Here is a 19,495-nt window from a genome sequence, read left to right as displayed (position 1 = left end):
GGCGGGGGTGTGGGTGTGGGGCGGGGGGCTACGCGTTCGGGGGGACCGTCGCCGTCCACAGGCGGCGGGCGGCGAGCGCGGCGGCGGCGAGCAGGACGCCGTTGCGCAGCGCCATGACGGTGACGCCCTGCCAGGTGCCGGTGACGACGTCCATGTAGAGGACGGGATACGCGAGCGAGCTGAGGGCGGCGGCGGGCAGCAGCAGCATCGCCACGGGGCGCATGACGGTGGCGCGGAAGGTCAGACAGACGGCGCCGAGGCCGAGCAGCCAGATCAGGTACTGGGGGCTGATCACCCGGCTGGTGACGGTGAACATCAGCACCGCCGCGAGCGCCGCGTCCGCCGGGGTGGCCGCCGTCCACGTCCGGGCCCGCAGCCGCCACAGCAGCAGCCAGATGAAGGCGAGGGCGGTCAGCAGCAGCGCCAGGTGCGCGAGGGTGGACACGTACGGGCCGACGTACTCGAAGGCGCCGTACCGGAGTTCCACGAAGCCCTGCCACACTCCGGCGGCCCTCGCGAGGGCGAGGCCGGTGCCGGTGACCGACTCGATCTGGACGCCCCGCCCGCCCTGCTGCCGCAGGAAGTCCAGCGAGCCGGTGAACATCAGCGCCAGCGTCGCCAGCAGGGTGGCGGCGGTGACCGCCGCGGCGATCCAGGTGTCGCGGGTGGTGCGCCCGCGCGGGGTGCCGATCAGGGCGAGCGCCGGCCACACCTTGATCATCGCGCCGAGCCCGGCGAGCACCCCGCCCGCGCGGTGCGCGAGGGCCCGCCGGGACCGCAGCGCGAGCAGGGCGAGGACCGCGAGGGCGGTCGGCATCAGGTCGTAGCGGGCGAACGGCAGATGGAGCAGGAGCGGCAGGCCGAGCACCCAGTACCAGGCGCCGTGGGTGAGCCGGTCGCGGTCGGCGACGGCCAGGGCGAGTACGACGACCGCGTCCGCGAGCAGGACGAGCAGCGTGAACGCCTGGAAGTACGTGAACCAGGGCAGGAGCCCGGGGGAGATCACCGCGAGCGCCGCGCCCGGCGGGTACTGCCAGGTGACGTCGCCGGGCGGGAAGGTGCCGTGCGCGAACAGGCCGTACCAGTAGTGGTAGAGCGCGTACACCTCGCTCGCGACCCCGCCGATGCCGAGCCGGTCGCGCCACAGCAGGAACAGCATGCCGGCCCGGGTCACCGCCCAGGTGGCGGCGAGCGCGAGCAGCGGGCCGCGCCCGACGGTCACGAAGGTGGCGGCGGTGAAGGTCTCCGAGTCGAACGGCGAGCGGGTGAGGCGGGGGCGCGCGGTGGTCGTGGAGACCGCACGGGAGGTGTCGGAGGCCGTGGGGGAGGCGTCGGCACCGGCACCGGGGGCGCCTGCGGCAGTGCCGGGGGCAGCGCCGGGAGCGGAGCCGGCGGTGGCGGCGGTGGTGGCGGTGTCGTGCGGAGGGTGATCGTTCGTCATCCCTCCGCACTTTAGGGGGCTATGACCTATTTACAGCCGGTCTTGCCCGTCGTGCCGGTGAATTCCTCGTACGCCGCCACGACCTCGCCCGCCGGACCGTCCATGCGAAGGACGCCCGCCTCCAGCCACAGCGCGCGGTCGCAGGTTTCGGTGATGGTCGAGTTCGAGTGGCTGACCAGGAAGACCGTGCCCGCCTCGGCGCGCAGCTCGTCGATCCGCCGCTTGCTGCGCCGCCGGAAACCGGCGTCGCCGGTCGCCAGTGCCTCGTCGATGAGCAGGACGTCGTGGGTGCGGGCGGCGGCGATGGAGAAGCGGAGCCGGGCGCCCATGCCGGAGGAGTACGTGCGCATGGGGCGGGAGATGGCGTCGTCGCGTTCGTTGATGCCGGAGAACTCGACGATCTCGTCGTAGCGGGCGGCGATCTCCCGGCGGCTCATGCCCATCGCGAGCCCGCCGAGGATGACGTTCCGCTCGCCGGTGAGGTCGCCCATGAGTGCCGCGTTGACGCCCAGCAGGGACGGGCTGCCCTGGGTGTACACACGGCCCGCGCTCACCGGCAGCAGGCCCGCGATGGCCTTGAGCAGGGTCGACTTGCCCGAGCCGTTGGAGCCGATCAGGCCGATGGCCTCGCCCCGGAACGCGGCGAAGCTGACGCCCTTGACCGCGTGGACTTCGCGGGTGGCGGTCGTCGTGCCGGTTCCGGTTCCGGCGGGCTTTCCGGTGCCGGGGGTACGGCGGCGGGACGCGATCCGGCTGAGCGCGGCGGTCGCGCTGCCTCGGCCGGCGGCCCGGCCGCCCTGGACGGTGTACGTGACGTGGACGCCGTCGGCGACGACGGTGGGGGTGGGTTCGGGCGCCCTCGTCGGTGCCTGCGGGGTGTGCGGTGCGTACGAGACGGGATCAGCCACGGCCGTAGGTCTCCTCTGCCTTCCAGAAGTAGACGAATCCGCCGGCGAAGACGAGCGCGGCCCAGCCCGCCGCGAGCGGCCACACGTGCGGTGGGAGCTGCGAGGCGTGGAAGCTGTCGACGAGCGCGAAGCGGAGCAGGTCGATGTAGACGGCGGCGGGGTTGCACTGGAGCGCCACGATCACGGCGTGCGGCAGATCGCGGCCCGCGGTGAGGTGGGGGATGGACCACATGACCCCGGAGGCGTACATCCAGGTCCGCAGCAGGAACGGCATCAGCTGCGCGACGTCCGGCGTCTTCGCCGCGAGCCGGGCCATGACGAGGGCGAGCCCGGCGCTGAAGAGGGTCTGGCACACGAGCGCCGGGATCGCGAGCAGCCAGCTCGGGCGCGGGAACTCGCCGAAGCAGAAGAGGATCACGGCCAGCGCGCCGAGCGAGAACAGCAGTTGCTGGAGCTGCTGGAGGGCGAGCGCGAGGGGCAGGCCGGCGCGCGGGAAGTGCAGGGCGCGGACCAGGCCGATGTTGCCGCTGATCGCACGGGTCCCGGTCATGATCGTCTGGGAGGTGAAGGTCCACGCGAAGACGCCCGTGAGCAGGAACGGGACGTAGTCGGGGACGCCCTGCCGGGTGTTCATGAGGACGCCGAAGATCAGGTAGTAGACCGCCGCGTTGAGCAGCGGGGTCGTCACCTGCCAGAGCTGGCCGAGCCGCGCCTGGCTGTACTGGGCGGTCAGCTTGGCCGTCGCGAAGGCGGTGATGAAGTCCCGCCGGGACCACAGCTGCCGCGCGTACGCGGGGAGCGAGGGGCGGGCGCCGCTGACGGTCAGGCCGTGGCGCAGGGCGAGGGCCCGCAGTTCCTCGGAGGTGAGGGGCGTGGGGGATGCGGGGGAGGTGTCGGCGGGGGCAGGGCCGTCCGGCGCGGGGGCGGGCGCGGGGGCGGGAGCGGCGGGGGTGCCGGGAGGGGGTGGCGCGAGGGTCCGGGTGGTCACGGGGATCCCCTTTGTTCCGGGGTGGAGGGCGCGAGAGGGCGAGCGACGCGGGAGGGAGTAAGCGATGGGACGGGTCCGTATCGTCGCTACGGGGAGCGTAGGGGCGACCGCCGTCGGAACGCAACCGTATCGTCGGTACGGCATCGTTTCCCCTGGTGAGCGCGCTGGCTAAGATCCTCGGTATGACGACAGCCCCGGGAACCCCACGCCGCGCGCCCGCCGGAGCCGCCGTGCTCCGCGAGGACGTGACCGAGGCGATCCGGGCCGCCGTCTTCGCCGAACTGGCCTCGGTCGGTTTCTCCCGGATGTCCATCGAGGGCATCGCGCGCCGCGCGGGCGTCGGCAAGACCGCCGTCTACCGGCGCTGGAAGTCCAAGCTCTCGCTCGTCGTCGACCTCGTCGGCGCGGTCGCCGTCCAGGGCCTGCCCGCGCCCGACACCGGCTCGCTGTACGGGGACGTCCGCGCCCTCCTGGAGGTCGCGTCCCACGCGCTGCGCCACCCGGTCGCCTCGCAGGTCATCCCGGACCTCCTCGTCGAGGCCGCCCGGCACCCCGAGATCGCGGACACCCTGAAGGCCGCGCTGCTCGACAGCCGGCAGGGCGTGGTGGCGCGGATCGTCCACGCCGCCGCCGAACGCGGCGAACTGCCCGCGGACACCGACCCCGACCGGGCCGTGGACCTCGTGCTCGGCCCGCTCTACTGGCGGCTGGGGGTCGTCCGTACCGAACCGCCGCGGGGCTATCTCGACGACCTCGCGCGCTCGGTGGTGGCCGCGCTCACCGCCTGATCCCGTACGGGACATGCCGTACGGGAGGCCCCGTACGGGCCGGGCGCGGGCTGCCCGGCTACTTCACCGCGCCCGCCATCACCCCGGACACGAACTGCCGCTGGAACGCGAAGAACACCACCAGCGGGATCACCATCGACACGAACGCGCCGGGCGCGAGCACGTCCACGTTGTTGCCGAACTGGCGGACCTGCTGCTGGAGCGCCACCGTGATCGGCGGCGAGGCGGCGTCGGCGAAGATCAGCGCCACCAGCATGTCGTTCCACACCCACAGGAACTGGAAGATCCCGAGCGACGCGATGGCCGGCCCGCCCAGCGGCAGCACCACCCGGGCGAACAGGCGCAGCTCGCCCGCCCCGTCCAGACGGGCCGCTTCGAGCAGTTCGCGCGGGATCTCGGCGAAGAAGTTCCGCAGCAGGAAGATCGCGAACGGCAGCCCGAAGGCCGTGTGGAACAGCACCACCCCCAGCGTCGTCTCGAAGATCCCGAGCGTCCCGAACAGCTTCGACACCGGTACGAGCGCCACCTGCACCGGCACCACGAGCAGCCCCACGACCAGCAGGAACCACCCGTCCCGGCCCGGGAAGTCCAGCCACGCGAAGGCGTAGCCGGCGAAGGAGCCGATGACGATCACGAGGAGGGTGGCGGGCACGGTGATCAGGATCGTGGAGCCGAGGGAACCGGTGATCGTGTGGTTCGCGAGCAGATCGCGGTAGTTCTCGGTGGTCAGCTGCGCCGGGGCGGTGAACACCTGCCACCAGCCGCTCGCGGCGATGTCGGACGGCGAGCGGAGGGAGGAGAGCAGCAGTCCCGCCGTCGGCATCAGCCAGAACAGCGCGACCAGGACCAGGAAGACCCGGACCGCGCCCGAGGCGGCCCGCGCCGCGACCCGTGCCGCGATCCGTGCCGGGGCCCGTGCCGGGGCCCGTGACACGGCGGCGCGCTGGGCGGGCGTCGCGCTCCCGGCGGAGGAGTCGGAGGAGGCGGAGGAGAGGGGGCTCACCGGCGGTTCTCCCTTCGCATCCGGCGGATGTTGAAGCCCATCACCGGCAGGACGAGCAGCAGGAGCAGGACGGCGATCGCCGAGCCGACCCCCAGGTCCGCGCCCGTGCCGAAGGACGAGCGGTAGAGCTGGAGGGCGAGGACGTTCGCGTCGGCCAGCGCCGAGCCGGGCGCGATGACGTAGACCAGGTCGAAGACCTTCAGGACGTTGATCATCAGGGTGACGACGACGACCCCGAGGACCGGCGCGAGCAGCGGGACCGTGATCCGGCGGAACACCTGCCACTCGTTCGCCCCGTCGACCCGCGCCGCTTCGAGGAGCTCGCGCGGCAGCCCCGCGAGCCCGGCCGCGATCAGCACCATCGCGAACCCGGCCCACATCCACACGTAACTGCCGATGATCGCCGGGGTGACGAGCGTGGGACCGAGCCAGGACACCCCGGCGTACTGCTCGCGGAAGTTGCTCGCGGGCAGCCGCAGTACGGCCCCGTCGGCGGCGGCCGGCAGCCGGAAGGCGCCGTCCGCGCCCGCCGTGGCCCGCGCCACCACCCGGCCGTCCTTCACTGCCTCGATCCGCAGCCCCTTGAGGCCGGGCTCCCGGGGGTCGACGGTGTTCGGCCGCCCGCCGCCGCCCGGGGTGAAGTCCAGCCACGCGACTCCGGTGACCGGTCCGTCGTTCCCGCCGCCGGCCGAGCCCGGGGTCGGGGTCGGGGTCGGGGTCGCCTCCGGGGTACGGGCGGGGCGCGCGTCCTTCGGCATGCGCGCCGGAGCCACCCCGACCAGCGGCAGCAGCGCGGGCGTCCCGGCGTGGACCGGCGCCTTGGTCTCGTACGCCCCGCCGCCCGCCGCCTTCAGCGGATGCACCGGCAGCGGGCGGGCGCGGGGGAAGGACGACGACTCGGCGAAGGTGTCGTGCACGCCCACCCAGACGGCGTTGGCGACACCGCGCTCCGGGTCCTGCTCGTACACCAGCCGGAAGATGATCCCGGCGGCGAGCATCGAGACCGCCATCGGCATGAAGACGACGAGCTTGAAGGCCGTACCCCAGCGCACCCGTTCGGTGAGCACCGCGAAGATCAGGCCGAGGGCGGTGGCCACGGTCGGCGCGACGACCACCCAGATCAGGTTGTTGCGCAGGGCGGTGCGGATCGCGTCGTCCGTGAAGAGGGCGACGTAGTTGTCGAACCCCGCGAAGGAGTCGCCGCTCTTGTCGAAGAAGGAGCGCTGCACCGAGTAGCCGATGGGGTAGACGACGAGCGCGCCGAGCAGGAGGAGGGCGGGGAGGAGGAAGACGGTGGCGGTCAGGGCAGAGCGGGGACGCAGGGACCGCCGCGCGGACCCTGCCCGATCGCCGCGACGAGGGGTTCCGGGCGGTGCGGCGGCTCCGGGCGGTGCGGCGGGTCCGGAGGGGGCGGGGGATCCGGAGGGGGCGGAGGTTCCGGACGGGCCAGGGGCTTCGGACGGGACGGGGAATCCGGGAGGTCCGGCGGAACCGGCGGTCCCCGTGGACCCGCCGGGGTCGCCGGATCCCCCGGACGAGGGGGAGGCGGTGGTGCCGTGCTCGCGGTCCACCGCCGATCAGTCCTTGTACGCCTTGACGGCCTCGGCTTCCAGCGTCGCCTGGGTGCCGGACACGTCCTTCGGGTTCTTCAGGAAGTCCTGGAGCGCCTTCCACTCGCCCTTCCCGGGCGTCCCGCCGAACGACTGGGGCATCTGGTCCGACATGTCGAAGCGGAAGGCGTCGCCCGCCCCGATCAGCGCCGAGGCGATCGTCCGCTGGACGTCGTTCGGGTACGCGGCCGGCTCCAGCGACTTGTTGGGGGAGAGGAATCCGCCCTCGGCCGCCCAGATCGCGGCCGCCTCGGGCGAGGCCAGGAAGGTGAGGAGCGCCTGCGCCCCCTTGCCGTCCTTCAGTGCCACGGCCGCGTCGCCGCCCGTGACCACGGGCGCCGTGCCGCCGGCGACCGCCGGGAACGGGAACACCTTGGCGTCCGTGCCGATCTTCGCGCCCGTCTCGGCGATGTTGACGGCGGAGAAGTCGCCCTCGAACACCATCGCCGCCTTCGCCTGGCCGCCGCCGGCGAAGGTCTGGGAGACGGAGACCGGGAACTCGGTCTGCAGCGCGCCGTTCGTGCCGCCCGCGAGCAGCGACGGCTTGCCGAACAGCTCCGCCAGCGTGGACAGCGCCTTGGCGACGGACGGGTCGGTCCACTTGAGTTCATGGCGGGCCAGCCGGTCGTATTTATCCGGCCCGGCCTGGGAGAGATAGACGTTCTCGAACCAGTCGGTCAGCGTCCAGCCGTCCGCGCCGCCCACCGACACCGGGGTGGCCCCGGACGCCGAGATCGTCTCGGCGGTGGAGACCAGTTCCTTCCAGCTCTTCGGCTCCCTCGCGCCCGCGTTCTCGAACACGGCGGCGTTGTACCAGACCAGCGACTTGTTCGCGGCCTTGAAGTACACCCCGTAGGGGGTGCCGTCGACGGTGCCGAGGTTCTGCCAGCCCTTCCCGTAGTGGGCGGCCAGCTGCGCCTTGGCCTCCGGGCCCAGCGGCTTGAGCCACTTCTGCGCGACGGCCTGCCGGATGGCGCCGACCTGCGGCAGCATCGCCACATCGGGCGGGGAGCCGCCGGCGATCTTCGTGCCGAGGAAGTTCACGATCGGGTCCTGGGCGGGCACGAACGTGACGGTCGCGCCGGTGCGCTTCTCGAACTCCTTGAGGACCTTGGTGAAGTTGGTCTGCTCCGGCCCGGTCCAGACGGCGGCGACCTCCAACTTCTGGCCCTTGAGCGACGGCAGCGTGAGTCCGGAGTCCGCGGAGCCGCCGCCGGTGCCCGCGGAGGGGCGGTCGTCGTCCGATCCTCCGTTCCCGCCCCCGCACGCCGCGGCGGTGAGGACGGCGAGCGCCGTCACCGCGACGAGTCGAAGAGTTCGCCCTCTGCCCTGACGCATCCGAGCCCCGCCTCTCCCGCGCTGTCTGGTCCGTGGCATCCGGTCTACGCCCGGGGGCCGGGGCCCGCAATACCGCCTTCCGTGTCAAGTGCGCGATTGTGATGGGCCCGTGACGTGACGTCAGGTGAGGAGGCGGGGAGCGGCGGGGCGGAACGAGGGGGTGGGTGAGGGTTCGGCGGGGGGTGCGGCGAGGGGCGCGGTGGAGGTACGGCGGGGTGTGACGCGGGTACGGCGAGGGGCGCGGCAAGGCGTGCCGAGGCGCACGCCGGAGCGCTTTCGGGGGCGCGCGTCAGGGGTGCTCAGGGGCGCGGGTTCAGGGGCGTGCGTCGGGGGTGCTCAGGGGCGTGCCGGGGCCCGTACGAGGGCGCGAGGGGTCTCGCGCCGGGGCTCGTATCCCGTACCGGATCCGGGGAAGGGGGCCGACGGCCCGGCACACGGCCGTCAGGCGGGTGCCGGGGACGTCAGCGGAGGTATGGGGGTGGCCTCGACCGACCGGGCCGCCCGGTCCAGGGCGCTGGCCAGCAGGGCCAGGTCCGTCGGGCCGTTGCCCAGCTCGCGGATCGGCCGGCGGGCCGGCGGGTCGCCCATCCGCTCCCACTCCACCGGGACGACCGTGGGCCGCTGGGTCGCCGTGCGCGGGATGCGCCCGGTCACCCGGCCCGTCTGGAACGGGGTCACCCGGCCGTCCGGATGCCCGAGCCGTCCCCGGCCGGGCTGGGGCCCGTCCGGGCCGCCGTCGGGTGCGGCGGGCGGCGGGTCGAGGACGATCCGCAGCCGCGCGCCGTGCGCCAGTTCCGTGTCCGAGGTCCGGTCCGGCTGCGCCGAGGCCGCGACCAGATGGATGCCGAGCCGCGCCCCGCCCCGCGCCACGGCCTCCAGGGCCCGCATCACCGATCCGGCCGCCGGCCGTCCCGGCGCGCCGAGCGCGGGCGCCACCAGCGCGTCGTAGTCGTCGACGATCACCACGAGCCTCGGCAGCGTCCCCGCCCCGTCGGCCGGGCTCCCGGCACCGGCACCGACACCGGTATTGGCACTGGCACCGGCACCGGCTCCCGGTGCGGCCGAGCCGCCCGAGGACCGGGCGAGCCGCGTACTGGGTGTGTCGCCGAGAGCGCCGCCGCTGTCGCCGCCGGTCCGGTACGTCCGGGCGCTCGCCTGGTCGTAGAGGTCGGCCGACGGACGGGCGAGCCGTCCGCTGGGCGTGTCCCCGAGACCGCCGACGCCGTCACCGCCGGTGCGGTACGTCCGGCTGCTCGGCCGTTCGTGGAGGTCGGCCGCCCCGGCCCGGGGCAGCCGCCCGCTCGGGGTGTCCCCGAGAACGGCGGCGCCGCCCAAGGACCCGGCCGCGCCACCCGTACGGGAGTCCCCGGAGCGCGCCTCCGGGATCCGCGCCGTCGCACGGGACGCCGACGACGTCAGTGCGGAGGCCCCCGGGACAGACGAGCCAGACGAGCCGGATGGGACAGACGAGCCAGACGAGACGGAAGCGAGAGCAGAGGAGGACGAGGAAGGAGACGAGGCCGGGGCCGCGGACGGCAGCGACTCGGCGGGGCTCGGCGCGCGCTGGCCGACCAGCCGGCCGGCCGAACGCCGGTCGGCGAAGTCGGTGTCCCCGAGCAGCTCGGCACGCCGCTTCAGCTCGGCGTTCAGCGCCTGTGCGAACTCCCGCATCCGTACCGGATCGGAGGCCACCAGATGCTCGGTGACATGCGGCAGCTCCGTGCACACCGCGAGGCCCTCGCCCCGCCCGCCGCCCGCCCCGTCGACCAGGAGCAGGCCCAGCCGGTCCGGCCGGCCGCCCGCCGCGAGGGAGGCGGCGATCGAACGCAGCAGCTCGGTGCGGCCGCTGCCCGCCGGGCCCTCGATCAGCAGATGCGGGCCCTCCTTGGTGAGGTCCACGGCGGCCGGCCCGTGCGGGCCCGCGCCAAGCACCGCCGTACCCTCCGGGGCCGAGGCCCAGCGGGCCATCAGGGACGCGGGGGTGGCCCGGGCCAGCCCCAGTTCGTCCAGGAGCCGGGACGACGGCGGCAGAGCGGCGGCGGTCCGCCCGCCGTCCGCGCCGGCCGTGTCCGGGCGCAGCGGCGCGAGGGCGCGGCCGAACCGCTCCGCCCAGGCGACCGACACCGCGTCGAGCACCCCGACCGTGCCGTGCCCGGCGACCCGCCCGCCGGCCGTCCGCAGCAGCCGCAGCGCGGTCGCCACATCCCCGCTGAGCAGGGCCGCCGCCCCGCACTCACGGAAGGCGAGGGAGGTCGCGCACGCCGTCTCGTACGTCGCGGCGACCGGCGAGGCCGGCGACGCGGACGGCGCCTCGGCCAGCGCGATCAGATGGATCCCGACGGCGGCGCCCGCCACCGCGAGCCGCGCCGCCGTCTCGCGCAGCGCGGCGGAGCCCGGGTCGCCGTCGACGACCACGACCGTCACCGGTCCGGTGTGCCGGGCGGCCGCCTCGGCGATCGCGGCGCGGTCGGCGCTCGCCCAGCCCGTGCCGAGCGGCCCGCCGTCGAGCCGCCGGGTCAGTTCGGTGAGCCGCGCGTGGGCCTGGTCGCGGTCGTACGCGAGAAGCAGCCGGCAGTCCTGGCCGTGCGCCGGACGGGTGTGCGGCAGCCAGCCGAGCCATCCCCAGTTGCGGCGCCGCTCTTCCAGGGGGCGGCCGCGGTCGGCGCTGACCAGCACGATCTCCAGGTCGCCGGGGGAGTGCAGCGCGGCGAGCTGGGCCACCACCGAGCGGGCCAGGCCGTCGAGACGGGCCGTGGGTCCGGCGAGGCCGAGCGCACCGGCCTCGCGCAGCCCGACCGTGACGGGCACGCCGGACAGCTCGGCCCGGTCGGTCGTGCCGAGCCGGACCACCAGGGCCTCGGGATGGTCCAGGCCCCGCTCCCACAGGCGCGGGCCGGGGCCGAGGGCGGTGAGCAGCACGGCCGCCGGGTCGGGCCAGCTGTCGGCCGGGGCGCGGCCGGGGCCGCCAGTGCCGCCGGCGAGGCCCTCGGGGAAGGCGGGCACCGGCGTCACGCCGTACTCCGCCTCCGGCTCCTCCCGGCCGCCCGCGAACCGCCGCGCCCAGGCGCCGATCCCGCGCTTACGGGTCTGCCGGGTCCGGCCGTGGTGCTCGAACCCGCCGTGGGAATCACCGTGGGAATCGCCAGGGGACTCAGCGTGGGACTCGCCGGGCTCTGCCACGCGCGCGTGCCCGTCCCGGTCGGTGTCCCACTCGCCGTTCCCGTTCCTGTTCCCGGTTCCAGTTCCGGTTCCGTCTTCGTTCGCGGCGGCCGTTCCGTCGAGGCGCCGGTTGCCGCCGTGCGTCGGCGTCTCGGACGACGCCGTACGCGCACCGCCGAAGGGTTCGTACGACTGTCCGAGCGGGGTGACGGCCGTGCCACCCGTGGTGCTCGGGCCGCCGTTGCGCGGGCCGTTCGGGCCGTTCGTGCCGCTTGCGCTCCCCGGGCCGGCCAGGGTTCCGGCGTGCGCCACCCGCAGATGGCCCTCGCCGTCCGAGACGGTGGCCAGGGTGTCCTCGGGGCCGCCCGCCGGACCGGTCGTCAGACGCAGGGCGGACTCGCCGACGCGCAGCACCGCGCCCGGCGCGAAACGCACCGGCCGCGCGCCGACGGGCGTGCCGTCGAGCGTCGTCCCGTTGGTGGAGCCGGGGTCGGCGACCGTCACCCGGCCGTCCGGGGAGACGGTCACGGTGCAGTGGGTACGGGAGACGTCGGGGTCGTCGAGCGGTACGTCCGCGTCCACGGAACGGCCGATGACGATCGCTCCGCCGTGCAGCAGATGGACACCGCCGGCGTCGGGACCCGCGACCACATGGAGCCGGGCCGGGGCCTTCTCGCCGACGTGCTCGTCCGGTCCGGGCGGGCCCGGTACATGGAGGGACAGCACGCCGCCGTCGACCAGCGGCGGCTCGCCGAGCAGACAGCGCCGGGTGTCCAGCCGCTCCCCGCCCGCGTACAGCACGGTCGCGTGGGACGAGGGGGTCTCCGGGCCGGAGACGGCCGTGGCGAGCGCGGCGGCCACGGCGGCCAGCTCGGTCCCCGCGGGGGCGGTGACCAGCACGTCACAGGTGCGCCCCGCACCGTGGTCGGCATGGCCGGCGTGCGGTGCGAGGACGGTCAGCCGGATCTGCATCGCCGTCAGCGGTCCCTTCTGCGCGGCGCGCCCGGCAGGGGAATCACCCACTCGCTCCCCCCACCCGAACGCGGACGCGTCGTCCGGTCAGGTCGGCACGGTGCGCGCGGGCTCCCTACCCTCGACACGACGTGCTGTACGCATCCTCGCACCTGCCACCGACAACCCGCCCCCGGGTGGCCACCAAATGATCTTGTCCGGTCACCGATGGGCCGAATTTGGCCTGGTTGCGTACGTACGTGGTTGCAGCGCACCGGCGTTCGGACCGCTCCGGGCGCCCGCCGCACCCGCGTTCTCGGCCGCGCTCGTGGCGGCACCCCGACGCCGCCAGGGGCGTACGCCAGGGAGCGCGGGGGAGTGCGTGAAGGAGCCCCCGAGAACCCTTGGGGGATCACCCAGGGGAGCCCCCAAGGGTTCTCCCGGGCCCCAGGTGGCAACCCGGCCTCCGCTTTCGGCGTCTTGCCGCACGGGCGTGGGTGTCCCGTCCGCCACCCGCCCCGTCCGCCCCGCCCGCCCACGACGAGTACCCACGACGCGCACCCGCGACGAGTGCCCTGACCGGCTCACGGGCCCGGCCATGATCGACCGGTCAGGCCCTAAAGTGGGTCGGACACCCTGACGGGCCCCGGAAGGGTCCCGGCGCGTCCGAGGCGCGGGTTTGGACGGGGTACGGAAACACACAGGGACCGCGGGGACATTCGGCGACACCCCGGGACCACGATCAGCAGGGAGCGCGTGACGTGCGGCCTATCGGCAGCAAGTACCTGCTCGAGGAGCCGCTCGGCCGCGGCGCCACGGGCACCGTCTGGCGAGCCCGCCAGCGGGAGACGGCCGGCGCGGAGGCGGCGGTCCCGGGCGAGCCCGGCGAGACCGTCGCGATCAAGGTCCTCAAGGAGGAGCTCGCCAACGACGCGGACATCGTGATGCGCTTCCTGCGCGAGCGGTCCGTGCTGCTGCGGCTCACCCACCCCAACATCGTGCGCACCCGCGACCTGGTCGTGGAGGGCGACGTCCTCGCCCTGGTCATGGACCTCGTCGACGGCCCCGACCTGCACCGCTACATCCGCGAGAACGGCCCGCTCACCCCGGTCGCCGCCGCGCTCCTCACCGCGCAGATCGCCGACGCCCTCGCCGCGAGCCACACCGACGGCGTCGTCCACCGCGACCTCAAGCCCGCCAACGTCCTGCTCCGGCAGGACGGCGACGGCATGTACCCGATGCTCACCGACTTCGGCATCGCGCGCCTCGCCGACTCCCCGGGCCTGACCCGCACCCACGAGTTCGTCGGCACGCCCGCGTACGTGGCGCCCGAGTCCGCCGAGGGCCGCCCGCAGACTTCCGCCGTCGACATCTACGGCGCCGGCATCCTGCTGTACGAGCTGGTCACCGGCCGGCCCCCGTTCGGCGGCGGCACCGCCCTGGAGGTGCTGCACCAGCACCTCACCGAGGAGCCGCGCCGTCCCTCCACCGTGCCCACCCCGCTGTGGACGGTGATAGAGCGCTGTCTGCGCAAGAACCCGGATGAGCGGCCCAGCGCCGAGAACCTCGCCCGAGGGCTGCGGACCGTCGCCGCCGGCATCGGCGTGCACGCCACCCCCGACCAGATCGAGGCCGCCGAGGGCGTCGGCGCGCTGCTCGCGCCCGACCCGGCCCCCGCGCCGGTCCCGGGCGCCGGGAACGACCCGGCCGGCGCCACCCAGGTGCTGCCCGCCGGTTCCGCCGCCCCGGCGGGGATCGGCCGGCAGGGCTCGTACGACCCGGCCGCGCCCACCAGCGTGCTGCCGGCCGGCGGACCGGCCGGTGCGGCCGACCCGACCGCCGTGCTCCCCGCTGCGGGCCCCGGCCAGGGCGGCGCCGACCCGACCCGGGCCATGCCCCCCGTACCGCAGGACCCGCCGGGCGAGCAGCCGCACCCCTGGCAGAACCAGCTGCGCGCGGCCCGCGACCGCAACGAGCAGACGGAGATGCAGTACCTCGACCCGGGCGAGGACCCCCTGCGCCGGCGCCCGCAGCGCCGCCCCCAGCCCCAGCAGCCCCCGCAGCAGCCGCAGCAGCCGCAGCAGTATCAGCAGCAACCGCCGCCGCAGCAGTACCAGCACCCGCCCCGGCCGCCCCAGCAGTACCAGCAGCCGCAGCGGCCCCCGCAGGCCCCGCCGCCGGCGCCGTACCAGCAGCCGCATCCGCAGCAGTACGCTCCCCAGCCGCCGCAGCAGCAGTACGCGCCCCCGCAGCCGCCCCCGGCGGCGCCCGCGCCCGCGCCCGCACCCGCGCCGCGCGAGCCGCGTCCGCCGCGCCAGCGCGGCGCCAACCCGATGCGTATCCCGGGGCTCGGCTGCCTCAAGGGCTGCCTCTTCACGATCGTGCTGTTCGTGGTGGCGGGCTGGCTCGTCTGGGAGCTGACCCCGCTCCAGGACTGGGTCGCCCAGGGCAAGGGCTACTGGCAGGCGATCGGCGACGGCATCTCCTCGCTGAGCGACTGGATCTCCTCGGTCACCCAGAGCACGGGCACGGGCCTGGGCACGGGCGGCGACACCACCGGCCAGTGACCCCGCCGACCGCTACCGGCCGGTCAGTGACCGGCCGGTAGCCGGTAGCCGGTAGCCGGTAGCCGGCCGACCGGCGGATCGGACAACCGGCTGCCGGACGCCGTCACCACCCGTCGCCTGCCACCACCCGTTGCCGCGTGCCGGGTCGGCGCCCCGGCCGTTCCTGGCTGTCGCCGGCCTTCCCGACCGCTCGGCCACCCGACCGCTTCACGGCGGCCGGTGCGCCGGCCGGGCCGCCTCCCGCCCCGCAGGTCGCCGCGCGGTCCGCGGCACCCGTACTGTCTCCCCTACCGTCGCGCGTATCGCGCCCCGCGGTGACCCGCTCTGCCCCGCCCATACCACCGTCTCCACCGAGTGGTAACCGGGGGTAACTGGCGGGGCGGGGCACCCGGAGACGGATCAGGCCATCGACATGTCGACTTCCTCGGGGTGTTTTCCCCTCGGAAGTGCCGGTCCGACTCTCCGGACGCGTAACTTTGTCGCGAACCGCAGCCGCTGAGGGAGCAGTCTTGGCACGGAATATCGGCAGCCGCTACACGGCCCACCAGATCCTCGGCCGGGGCAGCGCCGGCACGGTGTGGCTCGGCGAGGGACCCGAGGGCCCCGTCGCCATCAAGCTGTTGCGCGAGGACCTCGCCGCCGACCAGGAACTCGTCGGCCGCTTCGTTCAGGAACGCACCGCCCTGCTCGGCCTCGACCACCCGCACGTGGTCTCCGTCCGCGACCTCGTCGTCGACGGCAACGATCTCGCGCTGGTCATGGACCTGATCCGCGGCACCGATCTGCGCACCCGCCTCGACCGCGAACGCCGGCTCGCGCCCGAGGCCGCCGTCGCGATCATCGCCGACGTCGCCGACGGCCTCGCCGCCGCGCACAAGGCCGGTGTGGTCCACCGGGACGTCAAGCCCGAGAACATCCTGCTCGACATGGAGGGCCCGCTCGGCCCCGGCGGCGCCCACCCGGCGCTGCTCACCGACTTCGGCGTCGCCAAGCTCATCGACACCCCCGGCCGCACCAAGGCCACCCGGATCATCGGCACCCCCGACTACCTCGCCCCCGAGATCGTCGAGGGCCTGCCGCCCCGCGCCGCCGTCGACATCTACGCCCTCGCCACGGTGCTGTACGAACTGCTCGCCGGGTTCACGCCGTTCGGCGGCGGCCACCCGGGCGCCGTCCTGCGCCGCCACGTCACCGAGACCGTCGTCCCGCTGCCCGGCATCCCCGAAGAGCTGTGGCAGCTGATCGTCCAGTGCCTGGCCAAGGCCCCGGCGTCCCGGCTGCGCGCCTCCGAGCTGGCGACCCGGCTGCGGGACGTACTGCCCACCCTCAAGGGCATCCCGCCGCTCGACGTCGACGAGCCGGACGCGGACCCGGCGGGCGAGGCGGGCGGCGCGCCGGACGCGTACGCCGGCCGGCCGGACAGCGAGCCCGCCCCGCGCCGGGCCGCCGTCCCGCTGGTGCCGGGCGCCTCCACCGACTCCAACCGCGACACGCACACCTCCATGCGCGTGCCCGCCCCCGACGAGCTGTCCGGCGGCCCCCTCGGCACCGCCCGCGCCCCGCGCTCGGCGGGCGCCCGCCGCCCCGGCTCGGCCCGCCACAAGGCGGACGCGGTCCGCAAGCGCCGGATCACCCTGGGCGTCGCGGCGGCCGTCCTGGTCGCCGCGCTCGGGGTCGGCGGCTATCTGGCCGCCTCCGGGGACGCCGACGCGCCGCCGCGCGACGCGCAGGAGACGACACGGAGCGCGCAGCCGTAAGGACGCGCGGGCCCGGCCCGGCGGGGGCCCGCGCGGCCCCGGCCGGGCCGGCCCGTACCCGCCCGCGCGCGGCGCGCCCACGCGGTGTTCGTACGGCGGGCGCACGGCGTTCGTACGGCGCGTGGGCCGCGTTCGAGCCGTGCGTGAGCCGCGAATGAGCCGCGTATGAGCCGGGCCCGGCGGGCATATGCGGGGATCCACAGGTCCGGCTCCGCGCCATGAGCCGTTACGCTGGACGCGTGGCAGTCGTCGATGTATCCGAAGAGCTGAAGTCCCTCTCCTCGACCATGGGGTCGATCGAGGCCGTCCTGGACCTCGAAAAGATGAGGGCAGACATCGCCGTGCTCGAAGAGCAGGCCGCGGCCCCGTCCCTGTGGGACGACCCCGAGGCGGCGCAGAAGATCACGAGCCGGCTCTCGCGCCTCCAGGCCGAGGTCCGCAAGGCCGAGACCCTGCGCGGCCGCATCGACGACCTCGCGGTCCTGTTCGAGCTGGCCGAGGAGATGGACGACTCGGACACCCGGGCCGAGGCCGAGGGCGAGCTCGTCAACGTCCGCAAGGCGCTCGACGAGATGGAGGTCCGCACCCTCCTGTCCGGCGAGTACGACGAGCGCGAGGCGCTGGTCAACATCCGCGCCGAGGCGGGCGGCGTCGACGCCTCCGACTTCGCGGAGCGCCTCCAGCGCATGTACCTGCGCTGGGCCGAGCGCCACGGCTACTCGACCGAGATCTACGAGACCTCGTACGCGGAAGAGGCCGGCATCAAGTCGACCACCTTCGTGGTCAAGGCCCCGTACGCGTACGGCACCCTCTCCGTCGAGCAGGGCACCCACCGCCTCGTCCGCATCTCCCCCTTCGACAACCAGGGCCGCCGCCAGACCTCCTTCGCGGGCGTCGAGGTGCTCCCGGTCGTCGAGCAGTCCGACCACGTCGACATCGACGAGTCGGAGCTGCGCATCGACGTCTACCGCGCCTCCGGCCCCGGCGGCCAGGGCGTCAACACCACCGACTCGGCGGTGCGCATCACGCACATCCCGACCGGCATCGTGGTCTCCTGCCAGAACGAGCGCTCCCAGATCCAGAACAAGGCGAGCGCCATGAACGTCCTCCAGGCCAAGCTCCTTGAGCGCCAGCGCCAGGAGGAGCGCGCCAGGATGGACGCGCTCAAGGGCGACGGCGGCAGCTCCTGGGGCAACCAGATGCGTTCGTACGTCCTCCACCCGTACCAGATGGTCAAGGACCTGCGCACCGAGCACGAGGTCGGCAACCCGCAGTCCGTCCTCGACGGCGAGATCGACGGCTTCCTGGAGGCCGGCATCCGCTGGCGCAAGCAGCAGGAGCAGGCGGACGCGTAGGCCCGCCGGGGGCCCGCCCCCGCTTTACGCACCATGCACATACGGCCCGGGGCCCCGCTCACCAGATGAGCGGGGCCCCGGGCCGGTCGTCGTATCCGGGGCGGTCGGGTGGTCGCGGAAGACTCGTGGGAACCGTCGGGAACCGGCGGGAACGCACGGTCGGATGGTCGGCGATTCGCGCGCGCAAGCGGTGGGGTGATCGAGCTGGCGCTTTGTCGACAAGGGAACTGGCTTGGAAGAGGCGGGAGTTCAGGTTTACGTCACAGTTGCATCGCCGCAGGGCGGGCGGATCGGGAGCTTTCCGGCATCGCACGCGCAACGGCCTTGACGAGTTCTTTGAAACTCGGAAGGGTGGCACGCGGCACGCGTGTCTCCGGGGCGTGTGTGGACGGGGGCAGGTCCGGATCTCACGGTGATCGCCCCCAGTGCCCGGGCCCCGGGCCGCGGCTCTACGGACAAGATGAGCTACTGGGGGTAGCAAGCACATGACGAAGAAGACGCGGATCCGTATCGCGCGGATCGCGGCCGGCGCGGTGATCGCGGCCGGCGCGTCGCTGACGGCGGCCGGCGCCGCTTCGGCGGCCGGGGTGGGCATCGGTTTCTCTTCCGAGATCCAGGGTGACGGCCCGGGCGACGACTGTGGCGCGAACCCGGAGGGCTGCGACCCGGGCAACGGCACTGGCGGTGACAACGGGACCGGTGGTGACAACGGGACCGGTGGCGACAACGGCACCGGCGGTGACAACGGGACCGGCGGTGACAACGGCACCGGTGGCGACAACGGCACTGGCGGTGACAACGGCACCGGCGGTGACAACGGGACCGGCGGTGACAACGGCACCGGTGGCGACAACGGCACTGGCGGTGACAACGGGACCGGCGGTGACAACGGCACCGGTGGCGACAACGGGACCGGTGGTGACAACGGGACCGGTGGTGACAACGGGACCGGTGGCAACAATGGCACCGGCGGCAACAACGGGACCGGTGGCAACAATGGCACCGGCGGTGGCAACGGGACCGGTGGCAACAATGGCACCGGCGGTGGCAACGGGACCGGCGGCCACAATGGCACCGGCGGTGGCAACGGCACCGGTGGCGACCAGGGCACTGGCGGCAACGGCGGCGACCACGGCAACGGCAACGGCACGGGCGGTAACGGCAACACCGGCAACGGTGGCCACGACAACGGTGGCGACGCCAACTGCACCGTGACCGTCGACGGCGCCGAGTGCGCCGGCGGCACCGGCACCAGCGGTGGCGGCAACGACAACGGCGCCAACAACGCCGGCTCGCAGCCCGTCGAGCAGGGCCAGGTCAAGGAGGAGCTCGCCGAGACCGGTGCGGCGGAGACGTCGTTCCTGATCATCGGCGCCGCCACCATGATCGCCGGCGGCATCGGCTTCCGGATCCTGCCCCGCCTCGTCGGTGGCGCTCGCGCCGCCGTCTGAGACCGCTGATCCCGCGGGCGCTTAGGCCCCCAGGGGACACGGTCCGCTGAGACCGGACGCGAAGGGCCGGGGCGCCTCACCAGGTGCCCCGGCCCTTTCCCGTACTCCGTATCCTCCGCGTGCTCCGTGCTCCGTGCTCCGTGCTCCGTCCTTCGCGCCCGGGTACACCGGCTGCTCCG

General features: G+C 74.4%; 12 protein-coding genes. 5 read left to right on the top strand and 7 right to left on the bottom strand.

Features of this window, described 5'->3' with window-relative positions; translation table 11 throughout:
* Positions 1-28: 28 nt before the first annotated feature.
* Genes ABZ990_RS21840 through ABZ990_RS21830 form a run of 3 tightly spaced genes read right to left on the bottom strand, consistent with a single transcriptional unit; the run spans position 29 to position 3,202 of the window.
* Complete coding sequence (locus tag ABZ990_RS21840; RefSeq protein ID WP_361233924.1) at positions 29-1,441, bottom strand: glycosyltransferase 87 family protein; 1,413 nt, start codon at positions 1,439-1,441, stop codon at positions 29-31.
* A 26-nt stretch (positions 1,442-1,467) separates the two neighbouring features.
* On the bottom strand, positions 1,468-2,349 hold the full coding sequence (locus ABZ990_RS21835) for an ATP-binding cassette domain-containing protein (protein WP_361233921.1): 882 nt from the start codon (positions 2,347-2,349) through the stop codon (positions 1,468-1,470).
* Positions 2,342-3,202, bottom strand: coding sequence for an ABC transporter permease (locus tag ABZ990_RS21830; protein ID WP_361233995.1), 861 nt, complete (start codon positions 3,200-3,202; stop codon positions 2,342-2,344). Before ABZ990_RS21830 ends, ABZ990_RS21835 begins: the two co-directional genes overlap by 8 nt.
* Positions 3,203-3,519: 317 nt before the next feature.
* Between ABZ990_RS21830 and ABZ990_RS21825 the strand changes: the two genes are divergently transcribed.
* Positions 3,520-4,125, top strand: coding sequence for a TetR/AcrR family transcriptional regulator (locus ABZ990_RS21825; protein WP_361233918.1), 606 nt, complete (start codon positions 3,520-3,522; stop codon positions 4,123-4,125).
* 58 nt (positions 4,126-4,183) lie between these two features.
* Here ABZ990_RS21825 and ABZ990_RS21820 read toward each other — a convergent pair whose 3' ends face one another.
* From ABZ990_RS21820 to ABZ990_RS21805, 4 genes are all read right to left on the bottom strand, one after another.
* Positions 4,184-5,059: a carbohydrate ABC transporter permease gene (locus ABZ990_RS21820; protein ID WP_361233993.1), complete on the bottom strand. Its 876-nt coding sequence runs from the start codon at positions 5,057-5,059 to the stop codon at positions 4,184-4,186.
* A 65-nt stretch (positions 5,060-5,124) separates the two neighbouring features.
* Entirely contained in the window at positions 5,125-6,450 is a 1,326-nt protein-coding gene (locus tag ABZ990_RS21815; RefSeq protein WP_361233990.1) for a sugar ABC transporter permease, read from the bottom strand.
* Positions 6,451-6,705: 255 nt separating this feature from the next.
* Positions 6,706-8,076: an extracellular solute-binding protein gene (locus ABZ990_RS21810; RefSeq protein ID WP_361233916.1), complete on the bottom strand. Its 1,371-nt coding sequence runs from the start codon at positions 8,074-8,076 to the stop codon at positions 6,706-6,708.
* 441 nt (positions 8,077-8,517) lie between these two features.
* On the bottom strand, positions 8,518-12,207 hold the full coding sequence (locus ABZ990_RS21805; protein WP_361233987.1) for an FtsK/SpoIIIE domain-containing protein: 3,690 nt from the start codon (positions 12,205-12,207) through the stop codon (positions 8,518-8,520).
* 740 nt (positions 12,208-12,947) lie between these two features.
* On the opposite strand from ABZ990_RS21805, the gene ABZ990_RS21800 reads away from it, so the two are divergent.
* From ABZ990_RS21800 to ABZ990_RS21785, 4 genes are all read left to right on the top strand, one after another.
* The gene (locus ABZ990_RS21800; RefSeq protein ID WP_361233913.1) at positions 12,948-14,753 is read left to right on the top strand and encodes a protein kinase; all 1,806 of its coding nucleotides are present in this window, start codon (positions 12,948-12,950) and stop codon (positions 14,751-14,753) included.
* A 509-nt stretch (positions 14,754-15,262) separates the two neighbouring features.
* Positions 15,263-16,510: a protein kinase gene (locus ABZ990_RS21795; RefSeq protein ID WP_361233911.1), complete on the top strand. Its 1,248-nt coding sequence runs from the start codon at positions 15,263-15,265 to the stop codon at positions 16,508-16,510.
* 239 nt (positions 16,511-16,749) lie between these two features.
* The gene (gene prfB, locus ABZ990_RS21790; RefSeq protein WP_361233908.1) at positions 16,750-17,865 is read left to right on the top strand and encodes a peptide chain release factor 2; all 1,116 of its coding nucleotides are present in this window, start codon (positions 16,750-16,752) and stop codon (positions 17,863-17,865) included.
* A 485-nt stretch (positions 17,866-18,350) separates the two neighbouring features.
* Entirely contained in the window at positions 18,351-19,316 is a 966-nt protein-coding gene (locus tag ABZ990_RS21785; RefSeq protein WP_361233905.1) for an LPXTG cell wall anchor domain-containing protein, read from the top strand.
* Positions 19,317-19,495: the final 179 nt, after the last annotated feature.

The organism is Streptomyces sp. NPDC046203 (assembly GCF_040646255.1).
GTDB lineage: Bacteria > Actinomycetota > Actinomycetes > Streptomycetales > Streptomycetaceae > Streptomyces.
Note: the sequence above shows the minus strand (reverse complement) of the source record. Positions and strands in the feature narration are given on the sequence as shown.

Excerpts from the sequence above, each read along its gene's own strand:
- ABZ990_RS21810 (WP_361233916.1), bottom strand. The coding sequence starts at position 8,076 with ATGCGTCAGGGCAGAGGGCGAACTCTTCGACTCGTCGCGGTGACGGCG.
- ABZ990_RS21785 (WP_361233905.1), top strand. The coding sequence starts at position 18,351 with ATGACGAAGAAGACGCGGATCCGTATCGCGCGGATCGCGGCCGGCGCG.
- ABZ990_RS21840 (WP_361233924.1), bottom strand. The coding sequence starts at position 1,441 with ATGACGAACGATCACCCTCCGCACGACACCGCCACCACCGCCGCCACC.
- ABZ990_RS21805 (WP_361233987.1), bottom strand. The coding sequence starts at position 12,207 with ATGCAGATCCGGCTGACCGTCCTCGCACCGCACGCCGGCCATGCCGAC.
- ABZ990_RS21825 (WP_361233918.1), top strand. The coding sequence starts at position 3,520 with ATGACGACAGCCCCGGGAACCCCACGCCGCGCGCCCGCCGGAGCCGCC.